Annotated in this window: 9 protein-coding genes and 1 tRNA gene; 9 read left to right on the top strand and 1 reads right to left on the bottom strand. The window is 45.7% G+C overall.

Annotated elements, in window-relative coordinates:
- Positions 1-68: 68 nt before the first annotated feature.
- Positions 69-1,715 (top strand): glycoside hydrolase family 28 protein, encoded by a 1,647-nt coding sequence (locus B0I27_RS01835; RefSeq protein WP_106291229.1) that lies wholly within the window; start codon positions 69-71, stop codon positions 1,713-1,715.
- Between the two features lie 70 nt (positions 1,716-1,785).
- On the opposite strand, the gene B0I27_RS01840 is transcribed toward B0I27_RS01835, so the two are convergent.
- Positions 1,786-1,857, bottom strand: a tRNA-Arg gene (locus B0I27_RS01840).
- Between the two features lie 258 nt (positions 1,858-2,115).
- Here B0I27_RS01840 and B0I27_RS01845 point away from each other — a divergent pair.
- The 8 genes from B0I27_RS01845 to B0I27_RS01880 all read left to right on the top strand — a co-directional run bounded on the left by B0I27_RS01845 (position 2,116) and on the right by B0I27_RS01880 (position 18,799).
- The gene (locus B0I27_RS01845) at positions 2,116-4,056 is read left to right on the top strand and encodes a 7TM diverse intracellular signaling domain-containing protein (protein WP_106290788.1); all 1,941 of its coding nucleotides are present in this window, start codon (positions 2,116-2,118) and stop codon (positions 4,054-4,056) included.
- Between the two features lie 387 nt (positions 4,057-4,443).
- Positions 4,444-7,644: a SusC/RagA family TonB-linked outer membrane protein gene (locus B0I27_RS01850; protein ID WP_106290790.1), complete on the top strand. Its 3,201-nt coding sequence runs from the start codon at positions 4,444-4,446 to the stop codon at positions 7,642-7,644.
- A gap of 10 nt (positions 7,645-7,654) precedes the next feature.
- A complete protein-coding gene (locus tag B0I27_RS01855) occupies positions 7,655-9,283 on the top strand; it encodes a RagB/SusD family nutrient uptake outer membrane protein (RefSeq protein WP_106290792.1) in 1,629 nt (542 codons plus the stop codon).
- A 55-nt stretch (positions 9,284-9,338) separates the two neighbouring features.
- Positions 9,339-10,157, top strand: coding sequence for a hypothetical protein (locus B0I27_RS01860; RefSeq protein WP_106290794.1), 819 nt, complete (start codon positions 9,339-9,341; stop codon positions 10,155-10,157).
- Positions 10,158-10,238: 81 nt separating this feature from the next.
- Positions 10,239-12,479, top strand: coding sequence for a glycoside hydrolase family 3 N-terminal domain-containing protein (locus tag B0I27_RS01865; RefSeq protein WP_106290796.1), 2,241 nt, complete (start codon positions 10,239-10,241; stop codon positions 12,477-12,479).
- Entirely contained in the window at positions 12,479-13,579 is a 1,101-nt protein-coding gene (locus tag B0I27_RS01870) for an alginate lyase family protein (RefSeq protein WP_106290799.1), read from the top strand. Before B0I27_RS01865 ends, B0I27_RS01870 begins: the two co-directional genes overlap by 1 nt.
- A gap of 23 nt (positions 13,580-13,602) precedes the next feature.
- Positions 13,603-16,299 carry a glycoside hydrolase family 2 TIM barrel-domain containing protein gene (locus B0I27_RS01875; protein WP_106290801.1) on the top strand — a complete coding sequence of 899 codons (2,697 nt, stop codon included), beginning with the start codon at positions 13,603-13,605 and terminating at the stop codon, positions 16,297-16,299.
- A 49-nt stretch (positions 16,300-16,348) separates the two neighbouring features.
- Entirely contained in the window at positions 16,349-18,799 is a 2,451-nt protein-coding gene (locus B0I27_RS01880; RefSeq protein ID WP_106290803.1) for a glycoside hydrolase family 2 TIM barrel-domain containing protein, read from the top strand.
- Positions 18,800-18,810: the final 11 nt, after the last annotated feature.

Consider the following 18,810-nt stretch of genomic DNA (forward strand, 5'->3'; position numbering starts at 1 on the left):
GTCGGCGTAACAGCTTATTTACCAAGTTCGCTGTTATGCCGGCCGTTTTGTTTACATATTTGAATTACATGAAAACCCAATTATTTATCTTACTTTCTGTGGCCCTGGGCCTCGGAGCTCAGGCTCAGAACTCAGCGACACCTCAAAACTATTCATGGGATAACCTCCCCAAAGTAACCAGACCAGTTTTTAAAGCCGACACGATCAATATTGTCAAGTATGGCGCCGTGCCTGACGGCAGGACGCTGAACACCCGGTTTATCAACCAGGCAATAGAAGATTGCAACAAAAAAGGAGGCGGAGTAGTCTTGATTCCAGCAGGTCTTTGGATAAGTGGACCAATTTATTTGAAGAGTAATGTTAATCTTCATGTTGCGAAGAGTGCGACATTGTTTTTTACTGATGATAAATCGCAGTATAAGATCGTCGAAGGCGAGTACGAGGGTAGAAAGGTCGCCAGAAATGAGTCTCCTATATTCGGACAGGACCTGGAGAATATTGCTATCACCGGGAAGGGAATAATCGACGGAAATGGCGATGTGTGGAGAGCCGTGCATCAAAGTCAGCTCCCACCGCCGGATTGGAAAAAGAAGGTGGCTTCCGGAGGAGTGGTGAGTGATGATGGTAAGACCTGGTATCCTAGTCAGCAGTTTAAGGAAGCCAGCGCACAGAAAAAGAGCATGCTGCTGGTACCGGGAAAACCGCTTTCCGCTTTTGAAGACATGAAGGATGTTTTGCGGCCCAACCTTCTGGTGTTGAACAATTGCAAAAAGGTGCTTATAGAAGGGGTTATTTTGCAAAATTCTGCTGCATGGTGCTTACATCCCATCCTTTGCGAAGACCTTACCATCAGTGACGTGATGGTAAAGAACCCTGATTATGCGCATAATGGTGACGGGATGGATATCGAGTCATGCCGCAATTTCATCATTGAAAACAGTATTCTCGATGTTGGCGATGATGCTATTTGTATCAAGTCAGGTAAAGATGAGGAAGGTAGAAAACGCGGCAGACCAACGGAGAATGGAATTATTCGTGGTAACACCGTATATAAAGGGCACGGCGGCGTTGTTGTGGGAAGTGAGATGAGCGGAGGTGCACGAAACCTTTTCATTGAGAACTGCAGTTTCCTGGGCACGGATAAGGGATTAAGGTTCAAGTCGACAAGAGGCAGAGGGGGAGTGGTCGAAAATATCTACGCTCGCAATCTTTATATGAAAGATATTATACAGGAAGCTGTATTCTTTGATATGCACTATTTTGTAAAGTTCATTACGGATAGCGAACGTGATACCCGTCCGGTTGTGAACGAAGGGACACCCGTTTTCAGAAACATGGTGTTCGAAAATATCGCGTGTAGTGGAGCGAATACGGCTTTGTTCATAAGAGGGCTGTCTGAAATGCCTATTCAGAATATTACGCTGAAGAATTCAGTTTTTAAGTCAACTGTTGGGGTTGAACTCATCGAAGCAAGTAATATTCATATTGAGAACGTACAGCTGCATACAAATCCTTCGAAGCCGTTGGTTTCTGTCAATACGGCAAGGAACGTAACGATTGACGGATTGAAATACGCTTCCGGACTAGGCGTATTGCTGAAGGCAGATGGAAAGGACAATCAGAAGATCAGTATTAGAAATACTGATACAAAATCGGCAAAGCAGGCTCTCGAACTGACGGGCGGTGCGGTTAAGGGGCAGGTGGTGTTTAGATAGCGTGTGACGAAAACAGAAAAGCCGTCTTAGCGATATGTTAAGACGGCTTTTTTGTTTTTGATATTCTGTGTGTTCCCGACGAGATTCGAACTCATATCTTTAGAACCGGAATCTAAAATTCTATCCATTGAACTACGGGAACAGAGTGGGCAAATATAGTAATCTAGGCTTAGTATTTTTAGATTTTTGTAAAATTCAAGAACAGGCAGTTTATGTAAGCGGCCACATCGTCTAAATGACATTGGATGTTGAATAAAGCTTGCGTTGATGTAATATTCTCATAATTTTGCCAGACCCATTTATAAACCAAAGAAACCTTTACTTTGCAGTCCATTGACGAATTGAGTGAGTCTAAAGACGATGTTTTGCAGTGAAGTGTTTGCGATAACCAGAACCCCAGATGAGATGCGCAAAAAGCAGTAACTTTGCTTACAGTAGATTTATCTTTCTCGCCACCTTTATTTTACTCTATTCCTGTAAAAGCGAGTTATTCTCACAAGAACTGGTCTCGATCAAGGATCATGTGCCTCAACATATCTTTTCTTATAATGAGATTGAGATGTACGAGGATCCTGAAGGTACCTTGCAAATGTCGGAGGTTCTTAAACCTGCGATAGACACACTATTTAAGAAGAGCAGATCTTACACACCGAAGATCTTTAATTTTAAGTCCTACTATTGGTTTAAAATCAGGGTCCGTTCTCTCCCTTCGTCGAAGAAGAACTGGATGCTGGAGTTTTTTGACCAAACGATAGATGAGATAACACTATACGCTCCGGATCAGTATAAAAGATATACTGCTTACCATTTTGGAGATCGCTACCCTTTTCGTCATCGAACGTTTCAGCATAAAAACTTCACCTTTAATCTCGATCCTTCCGTAACAGGTGACAATGTCTATTACGTCAGATTAAAGTCGTCACAATCTGCCAGCGTCATCATCGTATTAAGAAATGTTGAACGGTTTGTCGAGTATGCGATCGAGGAGTACATGATCTTCGGGATATTTTACGGGATGATTATTGTTTTCAGCCTGTATAATATACTCATGTTCTTTGCAGTCAGGCAGAAGCAATATCTGTACTACGTACTTTACAATTTGAGTATTGGATTGTATGAGATGTGTATTGACGGTATTGCATTTCAATATCTGTGGCCGAATTACCCCGACTGGAACCAGTATTCTTACGGGATTGCTTTGTTCTCGAGTAGCGTCTTCGCTCTGTTGTTCGCATCGAGCTTTTTATATCTCAAAGCTAAGTTCCCCAGGCTTTATCACCTCATCAACGTAGTGATCTTACTGAGGATAGCGTTCCTGCTAGCTTGTTTAATAGATAAGAACTTGTTTACCTATAAGATTGTCGAGGTAGTGCCGACTTTGGCAGCCTTGTATGCGGGGATTTATGTGTGGAAGAGTGGCTATCGTCCTGCCCGTTTCTTCGTGATCGGCTATTTGTTTCTATTACTTGGAATAGTGGTGAAAATTCTGATCCTCTTTAACGTAAACTGGTTGCCATACGGCCCTGTTACCCATTACAGTTTGAGCTTTTGCTTCGTGATGGAGATGGTCCTTGTTTCCTTTGCGATAGGAGATAATGTTGCTCACCTAAAGAGGAAGAAGGTCAAGGCTCAAAGGAGAATGATACATCAGCTGCAGGTCAACGAAAAGCTCAAAGACACCCTTAACAAAGAACTCAGCACCCTGGTGGATAAAAGAACCAGACAGCTCGTGGAGAAGGCCTCTATTATTGAACAGCAAAACGCGGAGCTCTCTGATGCTAATGCGTTGCTAGAAAAGCAGTCTGCAGAAATTTCCCGTATAAACGGCCTGCTGCAGCAGGATAACCAAAATCTGCACGTGAATATTGAAAAGGTTACGCGTGCACGCGTCATGTCCCAGGACGTAGACTTTAGTGAGTTTAGTGAGATCTATCCAGACCGCGAAACGTGCTTCAAATTTTTATCAGACTTAAAATGGGCAGAAGGTTATAGTTGCAAAAAATGTGGAAACACCAATTATCTTCATGGACAGCTCCCTTACAGCCGCCGCTGCACCAAATGCAGGTATGAAGAGTCGGTAATAGCAAACACAATATTTCAGAACAGCCGGATACCAATTAATAAGGCTTTTTACATGTTGTTTCTTGTATATAGCACCAAAGGAAAGATCTCATCACATAAATTGTCAGAGATCCTGGAGATTCGACAGAGCACCTGCTGGTCTTACAGCAGCAGAATGAAAAAGGTAATGGAAGATCGAAAGAAGGATATCAAGAACGCCGGCGACCGGGGATGGAGTAAACTTGTTCTGGATTACCCCATCATTTTTTCCGAGAAATAAGAAAATTTTCATTTATTTCATTGCTATCCAAGCGTATCATGATACGCTTGGATACTCTCGGTGTAAAGCGGTTTGGCGCTAACTATCAGTGTAATAGGAAATGGACGTTATTGCAAATATGCGTATCGGTTTGTTTGTAACTCTCTAAATAACAGGCATTTATAATTATTTTCATTGTTTTTATTGCTAACATTGCCTTACATTTGACTAGCCCAATTCTAAAACTAATATTGTCAAAATGAATTAAAGACTCCATGCAATTTTCCAGAGCCTCTGAAACCAGGTTGCAGGCGCCTGAACTCAATAACCAACCAATAATTAACCGATTATTAAGCGCTGTTGTGTGACGAAGACTGACACCTTAATAACAAAAGCCAATTATGTTATATGGATAAATTGTACCATTCCAAAGAAGGGGATGTTCGGTATTTGAAAGGGTACCTCCCTCACTTAAGAAAAATTATGTACCTGCTCTTTATGAGTATCTGGCTGGTATCTCCGGCGTTCGCTCAGGTAAATGTGACGGGAACAGTGACCGATATTAAAGGAGAGCCTTTGCCGGGCGTAAGTATCCGGGTAAAAGGCACCACCACAGGCGTCAGTAGCGCTGTGAATGGTAAATTTAGTTTGAGGGTACCAGGTAAAGATGCCATTCTAGTCTTTTCTTATGTCGGATTTAACCCCCATGAGGAACCGCTCAAAGGACGTTCGCAGGTGGATGTTAAACTAAGTGAGAACATCAATACGTTAAATGAAGTCGTGGTTGTGCAAACTGGCTATGGGGGGACAGTAAAGAAGAGGGATCTGACAAGTGCAACCTCGACTGTTACAGCCGCCCAGATTGAAGACAGGCAGCCTTTGAATATATTCGACGCCTTGCAAGGGCAGGCTGCGGGTGTAATGGTTATGAACGATAACGGTGAGCCAGGAGGAGAGGGTTCCATTACCATCCGCGGTCCTTCTACTTTCTCGTCAGAAGGTAATGGCACAAGTCCACTCTACGTAGTCGACGGGGTTATCACACAAAGTATCAGCGCGATCAATCCAAGCGATATCCAGAGTTTTGAGATATTGAAAGACGCGGCTTCAGCCTCTATTTATGGGTCCAGAGCAGCCAATGGCGTAATTTTGATCAGCACCAAGCGGGGTGTCGAAGGAAAGCCGCGACTGGATGTCCAGTATGTGTACACCATGGGTAAGATCGCACATGAGATCCAGCAGTCTAATCCGGTGGACATTCGCTACTACAGGCAACTGCAGGGTCAGTTGGGCGTACTGACAGATTCATTGAATCCGAGTTTAAATTCAGCAAATGACCTTCAGGATTTGTTGCTTGGCAATCTGGGACAGAAGCATGATGTCAGGTTCTCGGTTAGCGGCGGTGGTAAAAATCTAACATACGCCGGGAGTGTGAATTATCTTGACGATAAAGGAATAGCGCTGAATAGCAACAGCAAACGCATCCAGTCAAGGGTTAATGTTGACTACCAGGCTTTAAAGAAGCTAAAGTATTCGACAAACCTGTCGGTTTACCGCCAGACAGGAAACATGGCGAATGTAAATAACTCCATTCGTCCGGTATTTGACAGGCCCACCAGCTATCTGATCTATTACCCGGATGGCAGTCTCACGAGCTATATCAACAATAAGCGAAATCCGGTGGCCTATGCGCTGCAGGAAACGAATACCAGAGAAGATTACAGGGTTCAGTTCGTCAATACGATCAATTACGATATTTTGGATAACCTTAAGTTCACGGCGGCAATAAACGCGCAGCTGGATGACGGACAGCGGGTACAGTTCACACCAAGATATATCGCCACACAGACGGGAACTACGAATTCGGCGGTAAATCAGTTCAATAAGAAGTTCTATTACGAGGCACAAGCCTATATGAACTATAATAAAACGCTTAATGAGCATCATACGTTTACCGCTACCGCCGGAATCACTCGCGATCGTATGCGTTATGATAATGTTTATCTAACAGGTACCAACTTCGTTCTGGAAAATGTGACCACCATAACCGGTAGTAATATGACCAACCTCACTCAACAACGTGTAGGCGCAGGCGCAGTTTCCACAGCTTCTTATTTCGGACGAATTGGCTATAGTTACAAAGGGAAGTATTTATTGCAAGGGGTCTATAGAAATGACGCGTCTTCCCGCTTTGGTAAAGATAATCGGTCCGGAGGGTTCCCTGCGGGATCTATAGGCTGGCGTTTTACCGATGAGAAATTCCTTTCATGGACCAAGAAGCTTCTGGACGATGGTAAGTTGAGATTTAGCTATGGTAGTGGTGGTAATGACCCGATCGGTGATTATGAGTCTATCAGCCGGGTGGAGATTGGCGGCAATAGCTATAACAGCATATCCGGAATATCGCCGACGGGAAGCTTCAGTAACTCCACACTCAAATGGGAATCCACAGTCACCAAGAACCTGGGGCTGGACCTGAGTTTCCTCAAGGGAAGACTTGGTTTCATAGTAGACGCCTATGTAAGGACTACAGAGGATCTGCTGTATGACAGACAGATGCCAAGGGAGACCGGATACAGCTCCATTAAGGTAAACGTAGGAAATATCGAAAATAAAGGATTGGAATTAGTATTGACGGGTAACCCTGTTGTTTCACAGAACTTCAACTGGACGGTAAATGCCAACCTGACGTTCGAACGTGGAAAGATTACCAAGCTTTATAACGGTGAGTCGTTTATTGCGACAGGATCAGGAGGAGTAAGCGGAGGTAACGCACGTTATCTGATCGCTGAAGGAAGCAGAATAGGGGATTTTTATGGCTGGCGCAACCTGGGTGTCTACCAGTATGACGTTTCGAATGCATACACACCTGAAGGGCAGAGGTTAACTCCTGTGGGTGTTACAGTAGGGGGAGGTCTTGGTCGGACCGGTACATCTTCTGCTGATCATTATGAACTGAATGGAGAGGTTTATAGTGGTGAGATCGTTAAAAAGCGCGACCACAATGGCAATGTTCTATTGGGAGGTGATACCGAATGGGAAGATATAGACAATAATGGTGTGATCAATGATAACGACCGTCACGTCATCGGAAATGCACAAGCGGATGCTTACCTGGGGTTCGTTAATAACTTCTCTTATAAGCGGGTTTCCTTATCTTTTATCGTTAACTCCACGATCGGCGGGAAGGTGTATAACCAATTCAAGCAGAATCTTACCAACTTCGCCAATAACGGTAATCCCTCACTGCCTGAGGCGATTTATGGTGCCTGGACCAAACAGGGTGATGTTTCTACATTTCCTTTTTACCCCGACAAAGACACGAGGGGAAGTCAGCGGGGTGGCGGCAACAGTTACTTTCTGGAAGACGCAACATTTGTTAGGTTGTCTAATGTCCGTTTGACGTATCGCCTGAGTCCCGACCTGGCCAAAAAGGCTTTTGCCAGAAATATTTCAGCCTACGTCTATGGCGTTAACCTGCTTACCTATACCAACTATACAGGATATGACCCTGAGTTTACTTCATCGTCCGGACTAACGCCCGGCGAAGACAACGGTAAATATCCGAAGCGCAGGGAGCTTGGTTTTGGTATAACTCTGGGATTTTAAAGAAAGAAACATGAAGAAGAAATTTCATATTTATATGTTGGGCTTGCTGATGATTTTAGTAAGCTGTGCGAAGTCGATTGATGAAAAACCTGTTTCTGAGGGTACGCTGGAAGCTTTTTTCAAAAGCAGGCTGGACGCGGAAGCGGCATTGGCCGGGATGTATGGCGAGTTTCAGTCGACTATGATCGGAGAGACGCAGTACAGTAACCGGATTACCTGGTGGGGAGAGGCACGTTCGGACAATTGGGAAAGGCGACTCTCTTATTCAGTGAATGCCACCAATGAGATCGAGTTTAATGGTCTAACCGCCAATAATTCTTATGCCGACTACTCGTTTTTATACAGTACTATTGGACGGGCTAATCTCCTGATCAAGAAGCTTCCGGAGATTAAGAACTTTGCTGCTCCAGGATCGCCTACAGCCTTAACTCCTGCTCAGGAAGCAAGTTATACCGCTCAGGCACATGCCATGCGTGCGCTCTGCTATTTCTGGATTGCGCGGGTTTGGGGAAATGCACCTATCCGGACCGAGCCCTATACCAATATCAACGATCAGGCCGAAGCAGCTAAGGAACCTCAGGAGAAAATTCTTGCTCAGGCAATAGCGGATCTGGAGCTTGCTTATCAGCTGACTGCTAAAAATCAGACACCGACGGTTTGGTATCTGGGCGAAGGGGCTATCTGCGCGATTATGGCAGATATCTATATGTGGAAGCATGATTACGAAAACGCTATTGTTTGGTTTAAACGATTGTTTGCTGCCAAGTCACCAACGGGAAAAGTATACAATGCCTCTGGCGCCCAGGCAACGGGTGCAGGTGGTGCGGTGGCAGACCTGCAATCAGGAACCACCTGGAATACGCAGTTTGTTAGTCCGGCTTCAAGCGTAGAAAGTATCTTTAATATCCACTGGGACTTTGTATCGAATGGATGCGCTTGTATGGCTGGTGTATCGAGAACCACTAATGAGCCCCAGATACGTATGGCTGATCCGTTGTGGACCGACTGGCCTAAGGTATCGACTGCGACCTACGGCACAACTACCGCGACAACCGATTTGCGCGTAAGACAGACATATAACATTACTTCTGCGACCAGTCAGCCAATCCGTGACAGGAGTTTTTGGAAGTTCTATGCGGGGACATTTACTCCTGCAACAGCAACGGCCGGATACTCATTTGTAACTGCTTTATATACGAGTAATTTACCTGCAGCACAGGAAACGAACGTGTATATCCCGTTGTACCGCCTGAGTGGTATGTATCTTCTGTATGCTGAAGCGCTGAATAAGATCGGTGATAGGGAGAATGCGGTGAAGTACCTGAATCTGATCAAGGCCAGGGCGGGGGTTCCGACGGTTAGTGCTGCGCAGTTCGCAAGCGTGAATGACCTCGAGAATGCGATATTAAAAGAAAGACAGTTCGAGCTTATAGGTGAGGGTGTAAGATGGTTTGATCTGGTACGTACTGACAAAGTCAAGGAGGTCATGGACCCTATCCTGATCGCACGTCAGACAGCCGCTGGAAATGCCGTTACCGGATGGGGAGATGATAAGCGGAAATATTACTGGCCATTCAGTACGAATGTCATGTATGCGAACAGTATGCTGGTTCAGAACGAGCCTTATGGAGGCCAGTAGTTGTATAAGCAGGAGAAACTTAATCAAGCAAGTACATCATCTTAAAAATAATCAGATGAAAGGAATTTATAAATTATTATCAGCACTCGTTCTGAGCAGTCTGCTTTCCAGCTGCTCCATGTTCGGGCTGGATCTTCAGGAGGATTATCCTTACGAAAAATCTGTTCTTGATCCGCATATTGATAAAACAGCTCGTCAGTATCTGGAAGCGAGAGGCAAAAATCCCGTTGTCGCCAATGACACTATTTTCAAATGGATGCAATTGGGGCTGGAATATGCAGAGATGGACCTGAACGAATATGAGCAAAGCGGCAGGTCATTCATTCTGTTAGCCAATAATGCAATACGCGTCAGAAACGCAAGTACCGGCGTCATCACTGCCGGTATGTGGTTTGACTTTCCGGTTATTGAAAAGAACCCCAATGGAAGCATACGCTTTGCAACGGATGGAGTGACCCCGGTAACCAGACCCGCGAATAAATGGAGCGACTATAGCAAGGAAACAGTCAGGAACTACTTCTTGTATCTGATATTTCAAGGCGACTTTGGCTTCTCAAATGCGAAGTTGGAAAATACAACCTTCCAAACCTTGTTGCCTGCAGGCGCTGTTGCTACAAAAGAGAGCAAGCTGGGCTATGCAGTGACTTCTACGAGTCCTGTGGTTAGTCCGAGTGGTGGAAGAGTCCTCACCTACAACTATATCACAGGGGGGAGCGGTTTCGATCCGGAAGGCAAGATCAACATGAAAATATTGAACAGTGATTACTCACCTTTGCAAGTTAATGATCAGACGGCTGTTTCCACAGCCGGGATCATTGCCTTAAACGGGACTGTTCATGTCTGTTCTACCACGGTATATCCCTGGAGATACTAAAGACCAAATGTTAAAGTACATCATTTAATTCTTATCCCATTGCCCGCACCGGCGATGGGATAAGAAATTACCCTCAAGTTTATGTCTAAATTATTTTTTCCGGTTCTTCTCTCGTTAATTATAGGTAGCTCTGAGCTTTGTGCTCAGACGCGGATTTCATCGCCAAAGTCTATCGATGACAAGGTCAGTGAGCTGATGTCCAAAATGACCCTCGAAGAAAAAGTAGGTCAGTTAAATCAATACACGGGCGAGCGGCTCGCGACAGGGCCTGTTACCGCGAACAGTACAAAATATGAGGATATAAAGGCAGGACGCGTGGGGTCCATGCTCAACGTTAGGGGAGCCAAGGACACGCGTGAGGTGCAGGCTTTGGCCATGCAGTCGCGTCTTAAAATTCCCCTGTTATTTGGACTTGACGTGGTTCACGGGTACAGGGTGACCTTTCCTATACCGCTGGCTGAAGCTGCGAGTTGGGATATTCCGGCGATTGAGGGAGCGGCGAGGATCGCCGCTGAAGAGGCCTCAGCATCAGGGATTCACTGGACTTTCGCACCGATGATTGATATCTCCAGAGATCCGCGCTGGGGGAGGGTAATGGAAGGCGCAGGAGAGGACCCTTATCTTGGATCGATCATTTCAAGTGCCAGGGTAAAGGGATTTCAGGGGAAAGGATTGGGAACGTTAGACGCAATCATGGCCTGTGCTAAACACTTCGCAGCTTATGGTGCGGCGTTGGCCGGCAGGGACTATAATTCGGTAGATATGAGTGAGCGGATGTTACACGAAGTTTATCTCCCCCCGTTTAAGGCAGCTATGGATGCAGGCGTAGCCACATTTATGAATGCGTTTAATGATTTGAACGGTATTCCGGCTACGGGAAGCAGCTATTTGCAGCGCGACATCCTGAAAGATTCGTGGAAATTTCCGGGATTTATCGTGAGCGATTGGGGATCTATCAAGGAGATGGTTCCGCATGGCTATGCCAAAGACAATCGGGAAGCTGCCCGCCTGGCTATTCAGGCTGGTAGTGATATGGATATGGAAAGTCATAGCTATCTCCCTTATTTAGCCGATCTGGTAAAAAAGGGTGAGGTAGAGGAGCGTCTTATTGATGATGCCGTTCGCCGGATTCTGACCAAGAAATTTGAGATGGGTCTGTTCGATGACCCTTACCGATTCAGCAATGAGGCACGTGAGAAGAAAACTTTAAACTCAGCCAAGAACAAAGAAGCGGCCAGAAAGATGGCTGAAAAAAGCATTGTTCTCCTGAAGAACGAAGGGCAAATTCTGCCCCTATCGAAAAATGCCAAGAAAATTGCTGTAATAGGTCCACTTGGGAAGTCAAAAGAGGATATGAAAGGCTTCTGGTCGGTAAAGTGGGATGACGATGACCTGGTATCTCTTTATGAGGGTCTGCAAAAGAAGGTTGGCGCAGGATCTAGGATAGAGTACGCGATGGGATGTACAATTAGTGACACTTCCCGTGCAGGTTTCGCTGATGCTATAGAAACGGCAAAGCGGTCTGATGTAGTCATTATGGCTGTAGGAGAGACGTTTGACATGAGCGGCGAAGGAAACAGCAGGGCGAATATAGGTCTGCCCGGAGTTCAGGAGGAGTTGATCAAAGCGATTCAGGCCACCGGAAAGCCGGTTGTGGTGCTAGTGATGGCCGGACGCCCCCTGATATTTAACTGGACGTCGGAGCATGTACCTGCGATTATGTACACCTGGTGGTTAGGCAGTGAGGCCGGTCATGCCATGGCGAACGTTCTGTTCGGAGATTACAATCCGGCCGGTAAACTTCCGATGACCTTTCCGAGGTCAGAAGGACAGATTCCTCTGTTTTATAGCTATAAGAACACGGGACGCCCCCCTTTAAATGAGAATGATCGCCGGTATAGATCCATCTATCTCGATCTGCCCAATACCCCTCGCTACGCCTTCGGTTACGGACTAAGTTACACGCAGTTTGCCCTGTCAGACCTGAAACTGACGAAGAACAGTATTCACTCTTCAGACTCCATCGTGGTAAGCTGTACCATCAGGAACACGGGTAAGTACGCGGGCGAAGAAGTGGTACAACTCTATCTTCAGGATATGTTTGCCAGCGTAACGCGTCCTCTGAAAGAGCTTAAAGATTTTAAGAAGGTCATGCTTCAACCGGGAGAGAGCAAGAAGTTACAATTTGTTATCAATAAAGATAAGCTGGCCTTTTACGATCAGCAAATGAACTGGACTACCGAGCCGGGAGAATTTAATCTGATGCTGGGTACGAGTTCGGACAAAATATCACTGGAGAGGAAATTTCAATTGATAAACTGATGATGGTGAAAAGAATTATCCTGTTAGTAGGCATGTTTTTGCCGGTAATATCTGTCCACGCACAGTATGTGAGTTTGAATGTGTCTGAACTGGATGCATTCAGACAGCTTGTGAAGAGCGATGAGCAGGCCGCTGCGTTTTACAAACGTACAGAGAAAAGGGCGACCGAGGCACTCCGTGATGTGCCTGCACCGATCGCGCTTATTACTTCGCAAGGCTTGCTCATGGGAGATCCGAATAAGATGGCCAGCTTGCAGGCGCTGCATGACGTAGACAAGATTTTCTCTCTGGCACTCGTAGCCGGCGTTGGTAAGGATCCGCGCTATCTGGATAAATGCATTTCGTTTCTGCTGGCTTGGGCAACAGGTAATAATCCGGACGGAAACCCGATTAACGAGACGAAATTAGAAGATTTGGTGTTTGGATATGATCTGATTCGTTCATCAGTTCCGGTCAGAGATCGAAAGGTTATTGATGGCTGGCTATCGACGATGCGCGACAAAGAGGCCGAGCATGTGTCGGGGAAAAGCGGGAAAAGCACTTCGGTTAATAATTGGAACAGCCATCGGGTAAAGATGATGATCATGATCAACTATACATTGAAGGATGGGAAGTACGACAAGTATGTAGAAGAGCAACTGCAGAAGCAGATCGCCAATAATCTAAATGCCGACGGTTCGACGTATGACTTCCATGAAAGGGATGCGCTGAACTACCATATTTTCAGTGTTGAACCTCTTCTGAAAGCAATCACGGTGCTTAAAAGGGCGACTGGCAAAGACTATTTCCGGTTCGAATCAGCTTCGGGAGGCTCAATAAAGAAAGGGGTTGACTTTCTTGTGCCCTATATGAAAGGACTTAAAACTCACAAGGAGTTTTTAAATAGTAAGGTAGAGTTTGACAGGAAGCGCGCCAGGAACAACGAGAAAGGCTTTCAGATCAATGATTTTGTACCGGCCAGGGGGATCCCGGCACTAAGTCCTGCAGTCTACTTTGATTCGTCTTATCTTGATGTGATCGACAGTGCGAAAGCAGAGAATGGACCTTACTTCGATTGGCAGATACTTTTGTACAAAGTCAGAAAGCAAAACGGCAGTTAGCTGCAGGTTACTATTAAGAAGATATGAAAGTGAACTACAAAAAAGTTAAGAGCAGCCATTTCGGACACTCGGTTTGTATGCTGATCCTGATGATGGTCTTCCAATCGTTCGATTCGGTCGGACAGGTGGGGAGGGTAAAAACCAGTCTGAATCATGGCTGGCAATTCAGTAGAACTATTGCATCAGATTCCCTGGAATGGGAGGCTGTCAATCTTCCTCATACCTGGAATGCTCAGGATGTAATGGATGATAAGCCTGGCTATCACCGGGCGGTATGTAGCTACAGGAAAGAACTGCAAATTGATAGCAGATGGAAAGGCAAGAACCTCTTCATTTATTTTGAAGGGGCAAACCAGGTTGCTGATCTGTTGGTAAACGGCAAAAAAGTTGGATCTCATACCGGCGGGTACACCGGGTTCATTGTTCGGGTGGATCAGTTTCTGAACTTTGAAGAAGGCGCCCGCAATGAGATCGTTGTCTATGTGGATAACCGGCATAATGAAAATATTCCTCCTTTATCGGCTGACTTTACCTTCTTTGGCGGTATTTATCGGGATGTGTTTCTGATAGCGACAGACAGAGTACATTTCAGCCTGGACCATGCGGCAAAAGGGATCTATGTAACCACTCCGCGGGTTTCCGAAGAGGAGGCTAGCCTTCATATCAGTGGGTTTTTAGAAAACACATCTGAGAAAGATCAGCGTGTACGTCTGAAAACTACCTTAAGAAACCCGGATGGTAAAGTAATTGGAGAGAGAACTTCGTTGGCTAACTTAAGGAAAGGAAGTCAAACGCCTCTCGTTCTGAATATGCCAAACGTTCAGAAGCCTAAACTATGGAGTCCTGAAAGTCCGAATCTGTATCATGTCCTGGTTCAGGTTCTTGACGCTCGGTCAAATACTGTGCTCGACGAGATATCCAGTCCGGTAGGCTTCAGGTGGTTCAGATTTGATGCGAAGACAGGCTTTCACCTAAACGGCAAGCCCTATAAATTGATAGGTGCCAGCAGACATCAGGATTTCAAAGGTTTAGGTAATGCTTTGCCTGATAGCTACGCTATACAAGACTTGAAATTATTAAAGGCGATGGGCGGTAATTTTTTGCGGGTTGCTCATTATCCGCAGGATCCTGCAGTGCTCGAAGCCTGTGACAGATTGGGTTTACTCGCCTCTGTGGAGATTCCTGTTGTGAATGCCATCACCGAAACAGAAGAATTCTACCAGAACTGCAGATCCATGCAGGTCGAGATGATCAGGCAGAACTTCAATCATCCAAGTGTGATCATCTGGGCATATATGAATGAAGTCTTGTTGAGGATGAAGTTCGTGGGGCAACCTGAGCGGCAGAAAATCTATATAAGCAATGTGGCGAAGCTGGCTCGAGAACTTGAAGAATTAACCAGTAAGGAGGATCCGTCAAGATACACCATGCTTGCTCACCATGGTGACTATACCAGATACAAAGATGCTGGATTGCTGGATATACCCATGATAACCGGCTGGAATTTGTATCAGGGTTGGTACTCGGGTAATATCGCAGGGTTTGCCGGCTTTATGGATCGGTTTCATCAGGAATATCCCGATAAACCTGTAGTCGTTACAGAATATGGGGCAGATGCGGATCCGCGCATTCGCTCCCTTAGCGCTGAACGATTCGACAAGAGCATGGAGTATTCTTTGGATTACCATGAGATCTACCTGAAGGCGATTATGGACAGGCCCTTCATTGCGGCTGGTATGGCATGGAACCTCGCGGACTTTAATTCGGAGACCAGGGAGGAGACAATGCCGCATATCAACAATAAAGGTTTGCTGACGATCGACAGGAAGCCTAAAGATATCTACCGTTTTTACCAGTCGAAGCTCTTGTCTGCTCCTTTTATTCAGATTTCTGACTGGGATAGACGGGCAGGTTGTGTTGATTCGGGACAGGTATTCTCTACGCAGTCTATGGACGTCTTTTCAAATGGAGAATCGGTTGAGCTCTTTTTAAACGGCAAATCATTAGGGCAGAAGCAGCAGTCTGACAAACGTTTCAGCTGGCAAGTGCCATTTGTTTCGGGAACGAATAGAATTGAAGCAGTTATGAGCAGTGGGGGCCAAGAATACCGTGATGTCAGGAATGTGGAGTTTCAGCTAATACCCCGCAAGTTAAAGGGTGACATGCTATTTGAGCAGATCAATATCCTCCTTGGGGCGAAACGGATTTACAGTGAAACGCAGAGTGGGCTGATATGGCTTCCAGACCAGCCTTATCAGTCGGGTAGTTGGGGGCACATCGGCGGCAAGCCTTTTGAACTGCCTTCGAAAGCCAGACAGGGGTATGGTACAGACCGGAACATACGGAAAACAGAAGACGATCCCATCTATCAGACTCAACAAGTCGGGATTAGTCAGTATAAAATGGATGTTCAGGACGGACACTATGAATTGATCTTGCACTTTGCAGAATTGACCAGCGACGAGAAAAAGGAAGCCTTGGTTTATAATCTTGGGCAGGCAGAAAAGCAACAAGCAGCGCAGGAACGCGTATTTGATATTTCGATCAATGGCCTGACGGTATATCGGGACATGAACGTCGCAAAACGCTATGGGGCGCTGACCGCGCATTCCGAAAAGATCAGCGTTGAGGTAAATGGCGGCAAGGGAATCGAGATTGGCTTTCATCCCAAGCAGGGCGATCCCATACTGAATGCTATACAAGTAATGAGGAAATATTAAACGTCCGGATTTATTTCGAGACAAAAGTAATTTATCTAAGTACGGAAATATGAAGAAGTACATTATTGTGCTGCTGGTGTCTCTACTATGCAGTCAATCGTTCGCTCAGCAGAGGTCGAGAATAAACACGGGCTGGGAGTTTGTAAAGCATGATCTGGGTGGTATCTGGGAGGCTGTACGCGTTGCAGCGAAAGGAAGCTCAGAAAGCGTTCCGATCTGGGAGGAAGTGACTTTACCCCATTGCTTCAATGCGCAGGACGCAGTAAACCCGGATGTGAATTATTACCAAGGGCCCGGATGGTACCGTACCCAGCTTAAACTTGAGAATCCTTACAGCAAGGGAAGAATATTGCTACATTTCGAGGGTGCGGGACAAAAGACTGATGTCTACGTGCATACCACCAAAGTTGGTTCTCACACCGGGGGGTATGACGAATGGACACTCGATATTACCGATGCTGTTGAAGCGTTTAAAAAGACAGCACTTTATACTTCTCAGTTTAAAGGCTTAATTCCAATCTCTATCCGCTGTGATAATTCAAGGGATCTGCAGATGATCCCTTCAGACTTAAGTGATTTTAACGTTTATGGTGGAATATATCGCTACTTGAACCTGGTATATGTTCCCCAACTTAGTCTGGAAAAGCTATTTGTGAAGGCAGAAACTGATAAAGATGGAAAAGCAGGGCGTGTGGTGGTGAAGGGAAGGTTTTACGATCCGGGTAAGGTTGGTAAGGCGTCTATAACGCTTCATCTAAGAGACCCGGAGAATAAAATATTGCAGACTCTTCGTGTTGATGTCGGGAATATAGATGAAGATAAATTCTTAGCTGAATTCAAGATAAGATCTCCTAAGCGCTGGTCGCCAGATCAGCCTGCGCAGTATACTGTTGAAGCTGCTGTACATGGTGAGGAAGAATATATCCATAAGGAGAAGATTGGTTTTCGCCATTTTGAATTTTTGGAAAACGGTCCATTTGTTTTGAACGGCAAACGCCTTCTGCTGCGTGGTACACACCGTCATGAGGATCATGCGGGAGTGGCAGCAGCAATGTCTGAAGGTCAGATCCGCCAGGAAATGGTCATGATGAAGGATATGGGGGTTAATTTCATTCGGCTGGGCCATTATCAGCAGTCGCGCATCGTGCTCGATTTATGCGATAGTCTGGGAATCCTGGTATGGGAAGAAATTCCATGGTGCAGAGGTGGATTAGGAGGTGACGTATATAAAGAACAGGCGCGGAGAATGCTAACCAACATGATTGAGCAGCACTACAACCATCCTTCTGTGATCATCTGGGGTTTAGGCAACGAGAATGACTGGCCAGGTGACTTTTCGGAGTTTGATCAGGATAAAATCCGGGCTTTTATGACCGAACTAAATACTTTATCACATACCCTCGATCCCTCAAGGAAAACAGCAATAAGAAGATGTGATTTTTGCAGGGACATCGTAGACGTTTATTCACCGTCCATCTGGGCCGGATGGTATCGGGGTGTCTATACCGACTATAAAAGGGTCTCTGAAGAGGAAAACAAGCGAGTAAAGCATTTCCTGCATGTCGAATGGGGTGGAGATAGCCATGCAAGAAGACATTCGGAGGACCCGGACAACGCGCTTCAGAAAATTGAAAAAAGTCAGGGAGCAGATGAGAGGTCTGGCGACGCATCACTATATGGAGGCTCTGCGCGGGTGTCTAAGGATGGCGATTGGAGCGAATCGTATATCTGTAACCTCATCGACTGGCATTTGAAGGAGCAGGAAACCATGTCCTGGTTGAGTGGCACGGCGTACTGGCCGTTCAAGGATTTTTCCACACCGGTAAGACCTGAAAATCCGGTGCCTTACATGAACCAAAAGGGGGTCGTAGAACGTGATTTTACGAAGAAAGAATCTTATTATGTTTTTCAATCCTACTGGGCCAAAGAACCTATGGTCCATATTTATGGCCATTCATGGCCTGTGAGATGGGGTAAACTCGGCGAAGAAAAGATGGTTAAGGTGTTTTCAAACTGTGATCGTGCGGAGATCTTTTTGAATGGGAGAAGCTATGGTGTTAAGAAACGGAACAGTGCTGATTTTCCGGCAGCTGGACTGCGATGGAATCTGGTCTTTGAGTCGGGAAAGAACATGCTTGAAGTAAGGGCTTGGAAGGGAAAAACGATGCTCAGAGATACGGTTCATTTCGATTATGAAACGAGGCCATGGGGAAAGGCCGCTAAACTGGAACTCTCGAAAGTTAGTTCGGAGAACGGTATAGCGGTATTGGAAGCAAAATTATATGATGAGAAGGGAGTGCAATGTCTGGATGCATCAGACCTGATAAGCTTTTCTCTTTCGGGTGATGGAAAGCTGATCGACGACCAGGGTACATCAACAGGATCAAGAAAAGTTCAATTATACAATGGCCGGGCCATCATCCGAGTGGAGGAACGTAGAGGAAACAGTGTGGTGGGGGTAAGCTGCCCGGGAGTTAAAACAGTTTTTATCAACTTATAAGCTATACGTAT

It is taken from the genome of Arcticibacter pallidicorallinus (assembly GCF_003002875.1).
Classification (GTDB): Bacteria; Bacteroidota; Bacteroidia; order Sphingobacteriales; family Sphingobacteriaceae; genus Arcticibacter; species Arcticibacter pallidicorallinus.